Here is a 15118-nt window from a genome sequence, read left to right on the forward strand (position 1 = left end):
AATTGGTAGACACGCCAGCTTCAGGTGCTGGTGGCCGCAAGGCCGTGGAAGTTCGAGTCTTCTTCTGGGCACCAATTCAGGTTTACAGCCTACGGTTGTGAAACCACTCAAAAAGCCCGCGAAAGCGGGCTTTTTAGTTTCCGGCATTCTAAATGCACATCCCCTGCAACTGCGCTCCATCGAACTCTCAAATACTGCACAAAAAATAACCTGTCTCACAGAACAATCAGATTCGTCTTATCCATTTCGGCAAGACACCTCAATGAGAATGCGACTCTTCTATTCCAATAAGATGAGTCAGCACTATGAACAACACCTGCCTGGCACTAATACTTACGGCATTTTGCATTCCTGCAGCACAAGCTGGGGAGTGGTATGGCTCGGCCAAGCTCAACAGCGCCCATCAAAAACTCTCTGACGCACTGTTAACCAGCCCTCGCGTCACCGACCGCGTGTCCAACCCCGACAGCAATAAACGCATTTCTGGATCATTGGCATTGGGCCATGCGTTTTCGGGCGGCTGGCGCCTTGAAGGTGAATACACCTCGCGCACCCATGCCAACTTTGACTCCCACTGGGCTCCTTTCGAGGCCAACGTGAACCGGCTCAAGATTGATAGCCAACGCCTGATGCTCAATGCTTACAAAGACTTTGCAGTAAATGATTGGCTGTCGTTCTACGGCACGGTCGGCGCCGGTGTAGCTCAGATAGATGCCGAAGGGTATCAAGGCAATAAAAGCCGGCGCTTCGAGAACAAACGCCAGAATAACTTTGCCTACAGCGCAGGACTTGGCGCGACCGCCAAGCTGACTGAAACAACGAGCCTGGGCTTAGGCTATCGCTATGTCGACATGGGCAAAGTTGAAACAGGCCGCAACTCCTTTGCCAACCGCATCAACGCCAGAGATGAACAACTAAAAGGCAAGCTCAGCGACCAAAACCTTTTCGTGGAAGCACGGGTCGCGTTCTAAGCCAGCATGAGATGCAGCCCCTGGCTGCATTTCCCTTCTTTTGCACTCCTCCTGCCTACCTCTCCTCGCCCGGTCCGCACTTGAGAAACAATATCGTTTATTATTGTTACAAGTTTTGTAGTACCAAAGTGAGGAACCCAGCGAATGATGCTCCGAAATACCCGGCTTGCGACATCTCTACTGCGCGGCCTGACGCTCTCCATCCTCGGTCTTGCACTGACCTCCCCCGCCTACGCAGCCGACCCCGTCACCCTGACGCTGTACAACGGCCAGCACAAAGAAGTGGGCGATAACCTGGCCGCCGCCTTTGAAGCCAAAACCGGCATTCACGTCAACGTGCGCAAGGGCAGCAGCAACCAGCTGGCCAGCCAGATCATGGAAGAAGGCGACCGCTCCCCGGCAGACGTGTTTTACGCAGAAGAATCGCCGCCCCTGAACAACCTGGGCGAGCAAGGCTTTCTGGCCAAGGCCGACGACAGCACCCTGCAAGCGCTGCCCAAAGAATACGTGGCCGCCAATGGCACCTGGATCGGCGTGACCGCCCGCACCCGCGTCGTGGCGTTCAACCCCAAGTTGATCAAGGAAGAAGACCTGCCCAAATCGGTACTCGATTTCGCCAACCCTGAATGGCAAGGCAAAGTCGGCTTCGTCCCCACTAGCGGCGCCTTTCAGGAACAGGCTGTGGCCATCATTAAACTGCACGGCCGCGACGCCGCAGAAGAATGGCTGACCGGGCTGCGCGCCTTCGGCAAAACCTACACCAACAACATGGTTGCACTCAAAGCAGTGGAAAACGGCGAAGTCGCCACCGTGCTGGTGAACAACTACTACTGGTTCGCCCTGGAAAAAGAGAAAGGCAAACTGGACTCCAAACTGCACTACTTCACCGACGGTGATGCGGGCGGCTTGATCACCGTGTCCAGCGCAGGCGTGATCAAAGCCAGCAAGCACCCCAAAGAAGCCCAGCAATTGCTCGCCTACATGGCCAGCGAAGAAGGCCAGCGAGTGATCACCAACACCACCGCCGAATACCCGATGCGCAAAGGCATGGTGTCGGACCGTGGTCTTAAGCCATTCGAAGAGCTGCAAGCGCCGAAAATCACCCCGGCTGACCTGGGCAACGCCGAAGAAGCGCTGGACCTCGAACGCGAAACCGGCCTGCTCTGATGCTCGCCACTGCCCACCCTGTGCGCCACACCCTGAAGCGCAAAAGGCCGTCGATCTGGCTGCTGCTGCCCGTCCTGCTGCTGGTCGGGCTCAGCCTGTTGCCGCTGCTGTATGTCGCCACCAAAGCCTGGCAAGCCGGCTGGACGCAGGCGTTGAGCCTGTTGTGGCGGCCGTATGTGTTCGGCCTGATGCGCAACACGCTGCTGCTGATGGTGGGCGTCACCGTGACCTGCGCCGTGGTCGGCCTGTCGCTGGCCTGGTTGCTGGAACGCAGCAACTTGCCGGGGCGGCGCCTGTGGGGCGTGATCCTGTGCTTGCCGTTTGCCGTCCCGGCGTTCGTCAGCAGCTTCACCTGGGTATCCCTCAGCGCCAGCTTTGAAGGCCTGGGCGGGGCCATTTTGGTGATGAGCCTGTCCAAATACCCGCTGATCTTTCTGCCGGTCGCCGCTACCCTGCGCAACCTTGACCCGGCCCTGGAAGAATCAGCGCGTACCCTGGGGCAGAACCGTTGGGGGGTATTTTTCAAGATCACCCTGCCGCTGCTTTGGCCTTCGCTCCTGGCCGGCTCGCTGCTGATTGCCTTGCACATGCTGGTGGAATTTGGCGCGCTGTCGATCATCGGTCTGCAAACCTTCACCACCGCGATCTACCAGCAATTTGAACTGGAATTCAGCAACGCCAATGCGGCGATGCTGTCGGCGGTGCTGCTGGTGATGTGCCTGAGCCTGTTGTGGCTGGAGCTGAAAGTGCGCGGCAAAGGCCGCCACATTCGCATCGGCCAGGGCGCAGCACGGCGCGCCGAGCAGGTACGGTTGGGCAAGTGGTCGCTGGTGGGGCAAGTGTATTGCCTGCTGCTGGCGGTGATTGGCAGCGGCATCCCGCTGGGCATGCTGGCGTACTGGCTGATCAAGGGCAGCTCGGCGGCCTTCCCGATAGCGGCGATTGGCGAGGCGCTGTTCTCGTCGCTGGCCTTGTCGTTGGGCGGTGCAGCCTTGTGTCTGGTGCTGGCGGTGCCGGTGGGGTTGCTGGTGGTGCGTTACAAAGGCCAACTGGCGATCTGGGCCGAACGCCTGCCGTACCTGCTGCACGCCCTGCCGGGCCTGGTCATTGCCCTGGCGCTGGTGTACTTCTCGCTGCATTACGTGCCGGCGCTGTATCAGACCTCGGCGTTGCTGCTGGTGGCGTATGCGCTGCTGTTTTTGCCCTTGGCGCAGGCACCGATCCGCACCGCGCTGAACAAGGCCGCCCCGCAACTGGAAGAAGCCGCCCGCACCTTGGGCGCCTCGTCGTTCTCGGCGTTTTGCCGGGTGACCTTGCCGATTATCTTCCCGGCGTTGGGCGCAGCGTTTGCGCTGGTGTTTCTCGACGCCATGAAAGAGCTGACCGCCACCTTGCTGCTGAGCCCCACCGGGCTTAACACTTTGGCCACCCAAGTGTGGGCACACACCTCGAATGTAGAGTTTGCGGCGGCGGCGCCTTATGCCGCGCTGTTGATCGTGGTGTCGGGCTTGCCGGTGTATTTGCTGACCACGCGGATGTATTTGAGCCGCTGAAGCCGCCCTCACCCCAACCCACTCCCGGAGGGAGAGGGAGCTTTACCGAGGTGGTTTCGGATTCAACACCATTGCTTGCAGACCGCAAATCATCTCCAAGATCCCCCAATCAGTCCCCTCTCCCTCTGGGAGAGGGCTAGGGTGAGGGGCTTTTTCCCACACAATTCGCAACGCCTGCACCGGCTTCGTCTCTTTCATTCGCAGGACCTTTCCTAGAGAATCCTCACCGCCTTGTGGCGCTGGAACTGCGCGGATAGTCTCGACGGGTCACTGATTTCAGTGGCCGGTTTTGACAGACTGCGAACAAGGTAATGCCAGCACGCGTTATGGCGGCTGTGTGCGGGGCACTTTCGAGTGCACCGGGCTTGCATACCTTCCCGGTCTGTCACCCGCATGCAGTTGCCACCCTTTCCGTATGACAGCGGGCAGTGGCAGCCTCTTCCAGACTGCTCAAGGTATGCGCACATGAATAAAATCGTCCCAGACCCACCCCTCGATGCCTTTCACACCAGCGCCCATCGCGGCACGCTGCTGTTCGCCACCCACCCCGGTATTCCCGCACGAGACGCGCTTGAACACGTTTCGCTGCTGCTTAAAGGCGCAGAGTTAAACGCCGACGACATCAGCGCCCACCTTTCAGGCCTTGAAGCCGAGCAGCTGTGGAATGTTATTCACAGCATGGAGATGGCCCGTGCGCTGGTGGACTCGCTACTAACTGATTAATGCTCGCCATGAATGCGCTTGTGCGTAACCCGCCAGCCCTCACCCCAACCCTCTCCCGGGGGAGAGGGAGCTTTACCGAGGTGGTTTCGGATTCAACGCCATTGCTTGCAGACCGCACACCATCACCAAGATCCCCCAATCAGTCCCCTCTCCCTCCGGGAGTGGGCTAGGGAGAGGGGCTTTTGATTTTAAGCCCTGAACTGCCCCAAACTGGCCTTCAACTGCCCTGCCAGGCTATCCAGCACCTTGCCGCTGGCCGTGGTCTGCGTGACGGCCTCGGCCGCGCGTTCGGCCTGGGCATGGATCACTTCGACCCGCCCACGCACTGCATGGGCGCCCTGAGCCTGATGCGCTGCGGCTTTGGTCGCATCGTCTATGGCTGTGTGCACTTGCTCAACCGAGGCCTGCACGGTTTTTTGCAATTTCACACTGCCGCGCAGCACCGCCAGGCCTTCGTCCGCCTGCCGCCCGGCCTGCGCAATCGCCGCGACCGCTTCTTTCGCGCCCTGCTGCAAGGCCACGATGTGCGCCTGAATATCACCGGTAGAGCTTTGCGTTTTGCTCGCCAAGGCGCGGACTTCATCGGCCACTACCGCAAAGCCGCGCCCCGTCTCGCCTGCCCGCGCCGCTTCAATGGCGGCGTTCAACGCCAGCAGGTTGGTCTGCTCAGCGATGCCATGGATCACCGTCAGCACCACTTCGATCTGCTCGCTTTGCTGCGCCAGCCGCTCAATCACTTTGGCGCCCTCGCCCACTTGCCCGGCCAGCGCTTCAATCAAGCCGCCCACTTGCGCCGAGGTGCGGGTGTTTTCGTCAGTCGCCTGACGAATGTCCACCACTTGGCGCAGCGCCGCCTGCATCGCCTGGCTTTCAGACTGCGCCGCATCAGCCATGGTCGACAGCGCCTCAAGGCTTTGCGCCACTTCATCGCGCTGCAACTGCGCCGCCGCATCCGCCCCGGCATTGCGCATCGTCATCACGCCAATCTCGACTCCGGTGCGCTGGGCCACATCCCCCGCTTCACGCACGATGGGCTGCAACTTGTCGACAAAACGGTCAACCGCTGCCGCCATGTCGCCAATCTCGTCTTTGCTGTTCAGGCCTACGCGCTTGGTCAGGTCACCCTCGCCTGCCGCCAGGTCATTCAAGGCTGCGTTAAGCAGCAGTAACTTGCTCACCACGCGCCGCCCCAACACCACCGCCAGTACCAGCAACACGCCAAGCCCCACCAGCGCCAGGCTCAAACCGATACGCCAGCGCAGCGCTTCTGCTGCCTCACGTACGGTATGCGCGGTATTGACCTGCATTTGTGCGGCCGCTGCCTGCGCCGACTGCAAACGCGCGCCCAGGGCTTTGGAGCTTTCGCTGGCCGCGCCTTGCAGGCTGTCGTCGACCAACTGATCACTGTTCACAATCAACGACGCAAAACGCTGATCCAGCGCCGCCAGAGACTGTTCGATCGAGGCAGTAGAAACGCCCATCAACACTTTGCCGATCACAACGCCGTTGGGGCTGATGGGCGCTTCGAGGTAATACACCGCCGGATCGTTGCGCGCAGCATCGAGGACTTTATCCAGCGCGCGCTCGCCCTTGCCCTTTTCCAGCAGGGCTTTATTGATCGGGTTATCACGGTTGAGGTAGCGCGTCAGATGCTGCCCCGAGGCATCGTCATACACCACGAACAGCACATTGGGATTGCGCTGGGCACGCCGAGCGAAGTCCGACAGGGTTGGCACATCGTTGTCCCAAATGGCCCGGGACGAAACGGCCGCCAGCAGCTGCGCCATGTCGTTCGCGGAGTCTTTGAGGCTCTGCTCAAGCATTTCCCAGAGCTGCATCTGTTCGTCTTTAAGGCGCGGCTCCAGGCCTGCGGTCAGGCGCTGGCGAGTGCTGACCGACAACCCGTCCAGGTTGCTCTTGACCTCACGCCCGGCCAACTCCAGTTCGGCCGCCAACTGTTTGCTGTCTGCACTCAGCCCCGCATCCAGATCAGACTCCAGGGCCGTGACCGTGCTCCGCGTCAGTGCGACAGCCACCAGCACTTGCACCAAAAGAGCGATACCGAGGGTAACGAATACCGGCCGCAATAAACGGCTTTGTAACAATGAGAGTACGGCAGACACAGAAAACCCCTCCACAACGGTGCCATTATTTTGATGGCACGCTTATGAGGTTTTTGAAGCAAGGGTCATGCCGTGGATCTGGCTAAAACAACAAAGGGCCCCGAAGGGCCCTTTGTTTTGCATCGCGAGGTGTTACGCGAACGGGTGACGCAGAACGATGGTTTCGTTGCGGTCCGGACCTGTCGAGACGATGTCGATCGGCGCGCCGATCAGTGCTTCTACGCGCTTGATGTAAGCACGGGCGTTTTCTGGCAGCTCTTCCAGGGTTTTGGCACCCACGGTCGATTCAGTCCAGCCCGGTACTTCTTCGTACACAGGCTGCAGGCCTACGTAGCTGTCAGCGTCGGTTGGCGCCACTTCGTTGCCGTCTGCATCTTTGTAGCCAACGCAGATGTTGATGGTTTCCAGACCGTCGAGTACGTCCAGCTTGGTCAGGCAGATACCCGAGATGCTGTTCACATCGATAGCGCGACGCAGGATAACGGCGTCGAACCAGCCGCAACGACGGGCACGGCCGGTGGTTGCACCGAACTCGTGACCTTGTTTGGCCAGGTGAGCGCCGACGTCGTCGAACAGCTCAGTCGGGAACGGGCCCGAACCCACGCGAGTGGTGTAAGCCTTGGTGATGCCCAGGATGTAGTCCAGGAACATCGGGCCAACGCCCGAACCGGTCGCAACGCCACCGGCGGTGGTGTTGGAGCTGGTCACGTACGGGTAGGTACCGTGGTCGATGTCCAGCAGCGAACCTTGAGCGCCTTCGAACATGATGTCTTTGCCAGCGCGACGCAGGTCGTGCAGCTCAGCGGTCACGTCCAGCATCAGCGGCTTGAGCAGCTCAGCGTATTCTTTGCACTCGGCAAGCGTCTTGTCGAAGTCGATGGCGGTGTCTTTGTAGTAACCCACCAGCATGAAGTTGTGGTAATCCACCAGTTCACGCAGTTTGGCTTCGAAACGCGGCATGTTCAGCAGATCGCCAACGCGCAGACCGCGACGTGCAACCTTGTCTTCGTATGCCGGGCCAATGCCGCGACCGGTTGTACCGATCTTCAGCTCGCCACGGGCTTTTTCACGGGCCTGGTCCAGTGCAACGTGGAACGACAGGATCAGCGGGCAGGACGGGCTGATACGCAGGCGCTCACGCACCGGTACGCCTTTCTCTTCCAGCTTGATGATTTCACGCAACAGAGCGTCTGGAGCAACCACCACACCGTTGCCGATCAGGCACTGCACGCCTTCGCGCAATACGCCCGACGGAATCAGGTGCAGAACGGTTTTTTCGCCGTCGATCACCAAGGTGTGGCCAGCGTTGTGGCCACCTTGGTAGCGCACTACAGCGGCAGCATGTTCGGTCAGCAGATCAACGATCTTGCCTTTGCCCTCATCACCCCACTGGGTGCCCAGGACTACGACATTCTTACCCATAACACTTGTCCTCATTCGCGCAAACTTGGTGCCGGCAACCGCCGGCAGGAAAACTCAAGAAGCCAGCGGCACGACGTGCCACAAGCCGTTCTGCTGAATCAATTGGCGGTCGCAGTCCGCATCACGGGCGGCGGTCTGTGGCTGGCCAGGCAATGCCTGAACCACACGCTGACCTTCACTGCGAAGCTGGCAAACCTGCTGCCAGAGTGCCGCATCTGTGCTGTCAGGCATCCAGATACCGCCAGACGGTAGCTGAACCTCAGCACGCCCCAGGGTTACCAGGGTTTTCAAATCGGTCGAAAAACCGGTCGCCGGACGGGCACGCCCAAACACAGCACCGATATCGTCATAACGACCGCCCTGGGCGATGGAATCCCCAACGCCCGGAACAAACACCGCAAACACCACACCTGTGTGGTAGTGATACCCACGTAACTCACCCAGGTCAAAATACAGCGGCAACTGCGGGAAACGCACCGACAACCGCTCGGCAATGGCCTGCAAGTCGTCCAGAGCAGCCATCACCTCAGCCGGAGCCTTGGCCAGACGCTCACGCGCAGCAACCAGCACTTCACGGCCGCCACACAAACCCACCAATGCCTGAAGCATGTCAGCCAGATCGGCCGGCAAACCTTCGGTCAAGGCTGTTACTTCGTCGATCGCCTTGCGTTGCAGGGCGTCGAACAATTGTTGTTCCACTTCAACCGACAGGTTGGCCGCACGGGCCAGCCCACGGTAAATGCCGACATGTCCCAGGTCCATGTGCACATCCGGCACATCGGCCAGTTGCAGCATGGCCAGCATCAAGCTGATGACTTCTACGTCGCTGCTCGGGCTGGCATCGCCATACAACTCGGCGCCCAACTGGATCGGGCTGCGCGAGGACGACAATGCACGCGGTTGAGCATGCAGGACGCTGCCGGCGTAGCACAGACGGCTCGGGCCTTCATGACGCAAGGTATGCGCATCAATGCGCGCCACTTGCGGCGTGATGTCGGCACGAAAACCCATCTGGCGACCCGTCTTGGGGTCAATAACCTTAAAGGTCCGCAGGTCGAGATCCTGGCCAGCCCCTGTCAGCAGGGACTCCAGGTATTCGATATGCGGGGTGACGACGAACTCATAGCCCCAGCTCTGGAACAGATCCAACACCTGACGCCGCGCGACTTCAATGCGCGCAGCCTCTGGTGGAAGTACTTCTTCGATGCCATCTGGCAGAAGCCAGCGGTCTACCGTTGCCATTACGCCATTCCCCTATGATCCGGGTGGCCAGCCAGCAGGCAAGCCTTGAGTAAAGCAGAACGTGGCTGCGTCTTTAGCGCGCACAGCAAAAAAGCCTGAATGACAGGCTCAGCACATTCCTCGAAAAATCTACCGATGCTGTCACAGCCATCCGGTCAATCAAACATGCAGACGCAAAAAAGCCGGGAATTTCCCGGCTGCCGCATCATACACACGTTTTCTAAAAGGATCACCCCGCGAGGCAATTTGCCCGCCCGGCGGAGTGCGTGTACAGGATGCTTTTTTGCTGCAGGAGCGAGCTTTCAAGATCAAAAGATCGCTCCTGCAGGGTTACAGCGTTACTGCGGCTTGGACTTGTCCAGGTAGCGGAAGAACTCGCTGCTTGGGTCCAGAACCAGTACGTCGCTCTTGTTCGCAAAGCTTTCGCGGTAAGCGCGCAGGCTGCGATAGAACTTGTAGAACTCCTGGTCCTGACCGTAAGCCTTGGAGTAAATCGCAGCAGCCTGGGCATCGCCATCACCGCGTGCTTCTTCGGACTGGCGATACGCCTCAGCCAGCAGAACACGACGTTGACGGTCGGCGTCAGCACGAATGCCTTCTGCCAGCTCGTTACCCTTGGCCCGATGCTCACGTGCTTCACGCTCACGCTCGGTGCTCATACGTTCGAAAACGCTGCGGTTTACTTCTTTGGGCAGGTCAATGGCCTTGACGCGAACGTCGACCACTTCAATACCCAGCTCTTTCTCAGCCATTTTGTTCAGCGATGCAGTGATGTCAGCCATCAATGCATCACGCTCACCCGACACCACTTCGTGCAGGGTGCGCTTACCGAACTGGTCACGCAGGCCCGATTCCAGACGACGCGACAGGCGCTCGTCAGCAATCTGCTTCATGCCCGAAGTCGCGGTGTAGAAGCGCTCGGCATCTTTCACACGCCACTTGGCGAAGGCATCGACCATGACCGCTTTCTTTTCCAGCGTCAGGAAACGCTGCGTCGGTGCATCCAGCGTCATCAGGCGGGCGTCAAACTTGCGCACCTGGTTAACGTAAGGGATCTTCACGTGCAGGCCTGGCTGAACATCGGCCTGAACCACACGGCCGAAGCGCAACAGCACGGCACGTTCGGTTTGCGAGACGATGTAGAAGCTGTTCCAGGCAACGATCGCCACAACAACGGCAACAATAAGGGCGACCAGCGATTTATTGCTCATCAGCGACTCTCCCTGGTACGCGGTGGTGTCGGCAGATCCGTGTTGATGTGCGTGCCAGCATCAGAACTGCTCGCCGCAGCTGCCGAACCCGTTACCGAGTTGCTGCCGCCAGTACGGCCTTCAATCATTTTGTCCAACGGCAAGTACAGCAGGTTGCTCTGGCCGTTTTTGTTGCCGGTCACGAGTACTTTGCTGGTGTTGCTGAAGACATCCTGCATGGTGTCCAGGTACAGACGGTCACGGGTCACGTCAGGATTTTTGCGGTACTCGGCCACCAGCTTGGTAAAGCGGTCAGCTTCACCCTTGGCGCGAGACACCACTTCATCGCGGTAACCGTTGGCATCTTCGATGATGCGCTGTGCCTGACCACGGGCTTCCGGAACCACGCCATTGGCGTAGCTTTCGGCCTGGTTGCGGGCACGCTGCTCGTCTTCACGGGCACGGATCACGTCGTCAAAGGCTTCTTGTACTTCACGCGGTGCAGCAGCGTTTTGTACGTTGACCTGAGTCACCGTAATACCGGTTTTGTAGGTATCGAGGAAACGCTGCAGGCGCTCCTTGATCTCTACGGCCATTTGTTCACGGCCATCGGTTAACACCTGGTCCATCGACGTGGAACCCACGACGTGACGCAAGGCACTGTCTGTGGCTTGCTGCAGGCTGACTTCCGGTTGATCAACGTTCAGCACGTAGTCGCGCAGGTTGCTGATTTTGTACTGCACGGTCAGCGGCACTTCGACGATGTTTTCGTCTTCAGTGAGCATCTGGCCCTGCTTGGTGTACGCACGCTCACGCGTTACGTTTTCCATGTACTTTTTATCGAACGGCGGCAAGTAGATGTTCAGACCCGGACCTACCGTGTCGTAGTACTTGCCCAGGCGCAGCACGACGGCTTGCTCCTGCTCGTCGACCACATAAACCGCGCTGTACAGCCAGACGGCTGCCATAACGACCAGTACCAGGCCGAGCACACCGAAGCCGGCGCTCTTACCGCCTGAGCCACCTTCGTTGCCACCGCCACCGGTACGTTTTTTTCCACCACCGAACAACCCATTCAGGCTTTCCTGCAGCTTTCGGAAGGCCTCGTCGAGATCCGGTGGTCCCTTGCGGTCGCCATTTTTAGGGCGTTTGCTACCCCAGGGATCTTGATTGTTCGAGTTGCCACCCGGCTCATTCCAAGCCATAGCGCTCTCCATCTGATAAAGCAAAGACGCGCCCACGGCGCGCCGACCAATGCTACAGAATGCCTACCACAGCGGCACGGCCGCTTTAGGAGGCTTTTATTGCAAAGTGTGTTCTTCGATGAATTCCAGCGGTTGCATCCCTTCACGGCTGACCAAGCGATTGAGCTCGGAACGCGGCAGGCGTACGTCCAACAAACTGGAGCCCTCATCGTCATGCGCTTCTTTTTGCACAACCCCCAGTTCGAAGAACTGTGCACGCAGTCGAGCAAAACGTTGCGGCAAGCGCAAGGTGCCAACGAACAAATCACTGCCCAACAACTCGGCAATGGCCTGCTCAAGCAGCTCCAGACCTTGGTTTTCACGGGCCGACAACCAGACCCGCTGCGGTTTGCCATCGGCATCACGCTGGATCTGCGGCTCTACACCTTCAAGCAAATCGATTTTGTTGTAGACCTCAAGGATCGGCAAGTCCTGCGCGCCAATCTCGTTGAGGACGATCATCACCTGTTCGATCTGCTGCATGCGCTCGGGCTCATGCGCGTCGATCACGTGCAGCAGCAAATCCGAATTGCTCGACTCTTCGAGCGTAGACCGGAATGCTTCAACAAGCTTGTGCGGCAAGTGACGAATAAAGCCCACGGTATCGGCCAGTACGATCGGCCCCAGGTCGTCCAGGTCAACGCGGCGCAAGGTCGGGTCGAGCGTGGCGAACAATTGATCTGCGGCAAATACGTCTGACTGCGTGACCGCATTGAACAACGTGGACTTACCGGCGTTGGTATACCCCACCAGCGACACCGTAGGAATATCGGCGCGTTGGCGCCCTCTACGGGACTGTTCACGTTGGCTGCGGACTTTTTTCAGACGCGACTTGATCTGGCTGATGCGGATACGCAACAGACGGCGGTCGGTTTCGAGCTGGGTTTCACCCGGCCCGCGCATACCAATGCCGCCACCTTGACGCTCAAGGTGGGTCCAGCCGCGCACAAGACGCGTGCTCATGTGATCAAGCTGGGCCAGTTCGACCTGCAGCTTGCCTTCATGGGTACGGGCGCGTTGAGCGAAGATGTCGAGAATCAGCCCGGTACGGTCAAGCACGCGACACTCGAACACGCGTTCGAGGTTACGCTCCTGACTGGGCGTGAGGACGTGATTGAAAATCACAATGTCGACCTTCTCGGCCTTGACCAGGTCGCGCAACTCCTCGACCTTGCCACTGCCAATCAGGTACTTGGCCGAAGGCCGATGACGCGGCACGTTGAAAAACGCGACGGTCTCGGCGCCAGCCGATACTGCTAACTCCTGGAACTCCTGCGGATCTTCGTGCGCCTCAGGGTCCTGAACTTCCAAGTGAACGAGGATCGCCCGTTCACCACCACCGTGGCGCTCAAAGAACAAAGGAGACTCCTATCAAGCGTTACCTGGCTCAGCGTCTGCCAGATCAGATTCGCTCGCGCTAGGCAGACGGATCGGACGTACTGGGACGACTGTCGAGATAGCGTGTTTGTAAACCATTTGGCTCACGGTGTTTTTCAGCAGGATCACGAACTGGTCGAACGACTCGATAGTCCCCTGCAGCTTGATACCGTTGACCAGGTAGATGGAAACGCCAACCTTCTCTTTACGCAAAGTATTCAAGTAAGGGTCTTGTAGCGAATGCCCTTTTGACATGTGCCGCACTCCTGTAAGGATAAAAAAATAGATACAAAAATTAGATGGCGATGTCGCCATACCCATAGGATAGACGGCAATTTCCGGGACTCAGCTCAATATGGAGACCGATCCCAAGTATTTCAAGGCGCGCGGCAGATTGTCGCAGTCCAGGCTGTCCAGCCAATGTAGATCATCCCAACCGCGCAACCAGGTGAACTGACGTTTGGCCAATTGGCGCGTAGCAATGATGCCGCGCTCCTGCATCTCGGTCGCTGTCAGCTTGCCGTCCAGATAATCCCAGACTTGGCGGTAGCCCACTGCACGTATAGACGGCAACCCGGCGTGCAGGTCACTTCTATCTCGCAGGGCTAAGACCTCGTCGATGAATCCCTGTTCCAGCATTTGCATGAATCTTTGCGCGATTCTTTCATGCAGCACCTGCCGGTTCGCCGGAGCGATGGCCAGTTGGGCGACAGTATAGGGCAATTGGCCGCCGCCAGAAGCTGCTGCTTTAGTAGATTCTTCAGATTGTTTGAGCCGGTGGGCCGTCATGCTCAGGCCGCTCACCCGATACACCTCTAACGCCCGGGTCAGACGCTGCGGATCATTGGGGTGAATGCGCGCCGCCGACTCCGGGTCAATCGCTGCCAACTGATCATGCAGCGCCTGCCAGCCAAGGCGCCGAGCTTCTTCTTCAAGTTGCGCACGCACCTGCGGGTCGGCGGCCGGCATGTCGGCCAGACCTTCAAGCAACGCTTTGTAATACAACATTGTGCCGCCCACCAGCAGCGGGATATTGCCCCGTGCGGTGATCTCGGCCATGGATTGCAACGCATCGCGGCGAAAATCAGCCGCCGAATAGCTCTCGGCCGGGTCAATGATGTCGATCAACCGGTGCGGGTGCGCCGCCAGAATCTCTTTGGACGGCTTGGCCGTGCCGATGTCCATGCCGCGATACACCAGCGCCGAATCCACGCTGACCAGCTCACAGGGCAGCACCTTGCTCAGCTCGATCGCCAGATCCGTTTTGCCTGCGGCGGTGGGGCCCATCAAAAAGATGGCCGGGGGTAAAGCTTTGGAACCTGTCATCAGCGACCGCGCAAAAAGAGTTTGTCCAAGTCGTCCAGGCCCATTTGGGTCCAGGTGGGACGACCATGATTGCACTGACCGCTGCGCTCGGTGTTTTCCATGTCCCGCAACAATCCGTTCATTTCCGGGATGGCCAAGCGCCGATTGGCGCGGATCGCGCCGTGGCACGCCATGGTGCCGAGCAATTCGTTGAGGTGCGCCTGGATCCGGTCACTGGTGCCGTATTCCATCAAGTCGGCCAGCACGTCATGCACCAGGCGCTGCGCCTCGGCCTGCTTGAGCAAGGCCGGGATCTGGCGAATGGCCAGAGTCTCCGGGCCCAAGCGCTGCAACTCGAAGCCCAGGCGGCGGAACCACTCGCCGTGTTCTTCGGCACAATCGGCCTCACGCTGGCTGACCGCAATCGACTCGGGCACCAGCAGCGGCTGGCCGCTCAGGCCTTCGCTGGCCATGGCGATTTTGAGGCGCTCGTACATGATCCGTTCGTGGGCCGCGTGCATGTCCACCAGCACCAGGCCGTGGGCGTTTTCCGCAAGGATATAGATACCCTTGAGCTGCGCCAGGGCAAAGCCCAATGGCGGAATATCACCCTGCCCCTCGGGCATCGGCGCCGCCGTGGCCTCGGGCAATGGCGCGAAAAACTCGCGGTAGGCATTTTTGGCTTCGGCGGTCGCCATGGACGGCCCGGAAGTCGGCGGCCGGTAGTAAGACTGATAACCCGCCCCCGCACCGGAACCCGGCACGTGCGCAGCCGGTGCGGCCTGAGGCTGCTCCAGCAGG

The 15118-nt window shown here is 59.2% G+C and carries 12 protein-coding genes and 2 pseudogenes; 4 read left to right on the top strand and 10 right to left on the bottom strand.

The window, feature by feature from the left end:
• Positions 1-305: 305 nt before the first annotated feature.
• The 4 genes from GHO41_RS25520 to GHO41_RS25535 all read left to right on the top strand — a co-directional run bounded on the left by GHO41_RS25520 (position 306) and on the right by GHO41_RS25535 (position 4414).
• Positions 306-971, top strand: coding sequence for an outer membrane protein (locus tag GHO41_RS25520; RefSeq protein ID WP_153392762.1), 666 nt, complete (start codon positions 306-308; stop codon positions 969-971).
• A gap of 144 nt (positions 972-1115) precedes the next feature.
• Positions 1116-2138, top strand: a complete 1023-nt coding sequence (locus tag GHO41_RS25525) for an iron ABC transporter substrate-binding protein (protein ID WP_048366591.1) — start codon at positions 1116-1118, stop codon at positions 2136-2138.
• Entirely contained in the window at positions 2138-3691 is a 1554-nt protein-coding gene (locus tag GHO41_RS25530; RefSeq protein WP_153435006.1) for an iron ABC transporter permease, read from the top strand. The genes GHO41_RS25525 and GHO41_RS25530 overlap by 1 nt, the downstream gene beginning before the upstream one ends.
• Before the next feature lie 465 nt (positions 3692-4156).
• Entirely contained in the window at positions 4157-4414 is a 258-nt protein-coding gene (locus GHO41_RS25535) for a DUF3077 domain-containing protein (protein WP_153333283.1), read from the top strand.
• 188 nt (positions 4415-4602) lie between these two features.
• On the opposite strand, the gene GHO41_RS30830 is transcribed toward GHO41_RS25535, so the two are convergent.
• From GHO41_RS30830 to mutL, 10 genes and pseudogenes are all read right to left on the bottom strand, one after another.
• Positions 4603-5487 (bottom strand): methyl-accepting chemotaxis protein, encoded by an 885-nt coding sequence (locus tag GHO41_RS30830; RefSeq protein ID WP_371929038.1) that lies wholly within the window; start codon positions 5485-5487, stop codon positions 4603-4605.
• Positions 5488-5508: 21 nt separating this feature from the next.
• Positions 5509-6252, bottom strand: a pseudogene (locus tag GHO41_RS30835) (methyl-accepting chemotaxis protein); the annotation flags it as partial.
• Positions 6253-6669: 417 nt separating this feature from the next.
• Entirely contained in the window at positions 6670-7959 is a 1290-nt protein-coding gene (locus GHO41_RS25545; RefSeq protein WP_048366595.1) for an adenylosuccinate synthase, read from the bottom strand.
• A gap of 54 nt (positions 7960-8013) precedes the next feature.
• Positions 8014-9201, bottom strand: coding sequence for an ATP phosphoribosyltransferase regulatory subunit (locus GHO41_RS25550; RefSeq protein WP_048385271.1), 1188 nt, complete (start codon positions 9199-9201; stop codon positions 8014-8016).
• A 338-nt stretch (positions 9202-9539) separates the two neighbouring features.
• The gene (hflC, locus tag GHO41_RS25555) at positions 9540-10412 is read right to left on the bottom strand and encodes a protease modulator HflC (RefSeq protein ID WP_048366597.1); all 873 of its coding nucleotides are present in this window, start codon (positions 10410-10412) and stop codon (positions 9540-9542) included.
• On the bottom strand, positions 10412-11596 hold the full coding sequence (gene hflK, locus GHO41_RS25560) for an FtsH protease activity modulator HflK (RefSeq protein WP_048366598.1): 1185 nt from the start codon (positions 11594-11596) through the stop codon (positions 10412-10414). The genes hflC and hflK overlap by 1 nt, the downstream gene beginning before the upstream one ends.
• Before the next feature lie 96 nt (positions 11597-11692).
• Positions 11693-12994 carry a ribosome rescue GTPase HflX gene (hflX, locus tag GHO41_RS25565; protein ID WP_048366599.1) on the bottom strand — a complete coding sequence of 434 codons (1302 nt, stop codon included), beginning with the start codon at positions 12992-12994 and terminating at the stop codon, positions 11693-11695.
• A gap of 12 nt (positions 12995-13006) precedes the next feature.
• Positions 13007-13267 carry an RNA chaperone Hfq gene (hfq, locus tag GHO41_RS25570; RefSeq protein WP_048366600.1) on the bottom strand — a complete coding sequence of 87 codons (261 nt, stop codon included), beginning with the start codon at positions 13265-13267 and terminating at the stop codon, positions 13007-13009.
• A 90-nt stretch (positions 13268-13357) separates the two neighbouring features.
• A complete protein-coding gene (gene miaA, locus GHO41_RS25575) occupies positions 13358-14338 on the bottom strand; it encodes a tRNA (adenosine(37)-N6)-dimethylallyltransferase MiaA (protein ID WP_153435007.1) in 981 nt (326 codons plus the stop codon).
• Positions 14338-15118 (bottom strand): annotated as a pseudogene (gene mutL / locus GHO41_RS25580) (DNA mismatch repair protein MutL); the annotation flags it as partial. The pseudogene mutL and the gene miaA, both read right to left, overlap by 1 nt.

Origin of the sequence: Pseudomonas sp. FSL R10-0399, assembly GCF_009600165.1 — a bacterium.
Taxonomy (GTDB): domain Bacteria; phylum Pseudomonadota; class Gammaproteobacteria; order Pseudomonadales; family Pseudomonadaceae; genus Aquipseudomonas; species Aquipseudomonas helleri.

Coding starts and splice junctions, on each gene's coding strand:
- hfq (WP_048366600.1), bottom strand. CDS start 13,267: ATGTCAAAAGGGCATTCGCTACAAGACCCTTACTTGAATACTTTGCGT.
- hflK (WP_048366598.1), bottom strand. CDS start 11,596: ATGGCTTGGAATGAGCCGGGTGGCAACTCGAACAATCAAGATCCCTGG.
- miaA (WP_153435007.1), bottom strand. CDS start 14,338: ATGACAGGTTCCAAAGCTTTACCCCCGGCCATCTTTTTGATGGGCCCC.
- GHO41_RS25525 (WP_048366591.1), top strand. CDS start 1,116: ATGATGCTCCGAAATACCCGGCTTGCGACATCTCTACTGCGCGGCCTG.
- GHO41_RS25550 (WP_048385271.1), bottom strand. CDS start 9,201: ATGGCAACGGTAGACCGCTGGCTTCTGCCAGATGGCATCGAAGAAGTA.
- GHO41_RS25530 (WP_153435006.1), top strand. CDS start 2,138: ATGCTCGCCACTGCCCACCCTGTGCGCCACACCCTGAAGCGCAAAAGG.
- GHO41_RS25535 (WP_153333283.1), top strand. CDS start 4,157: ATGAATAAAATCGTCCCAGACCCACCCCTCGATGCCTTTCACACCAGC.
- GHO41_RS25520 (WP_153392762.1), top strand. CDS start 306: ATGAACAACACCTGCCTGGCACTAATACTTACGGCATTTTGCATTCCT.
- GHO41_RS25545 (WP_048366595.1), bottom strand. CDS start 7,959: ATGGGTAAGAATGTCGTAGTCCTGGGCACCCAGTGGGGTGATGAGGGC.
- hflC (WP_048366597.1), bottom strand. CDS start 10,412: ATGAGCAATAAATCGCTGGTCGCCCTTATTGTTGCCGTTGTTGTGGCG.
- GHO41_RS30830 (WP_371929038.1), bottom strand. CDS start 5,487: ATGGCGGCAGCGGTTGACCGTTTTGTCGACAAGTTGCAGCCCATCGTG.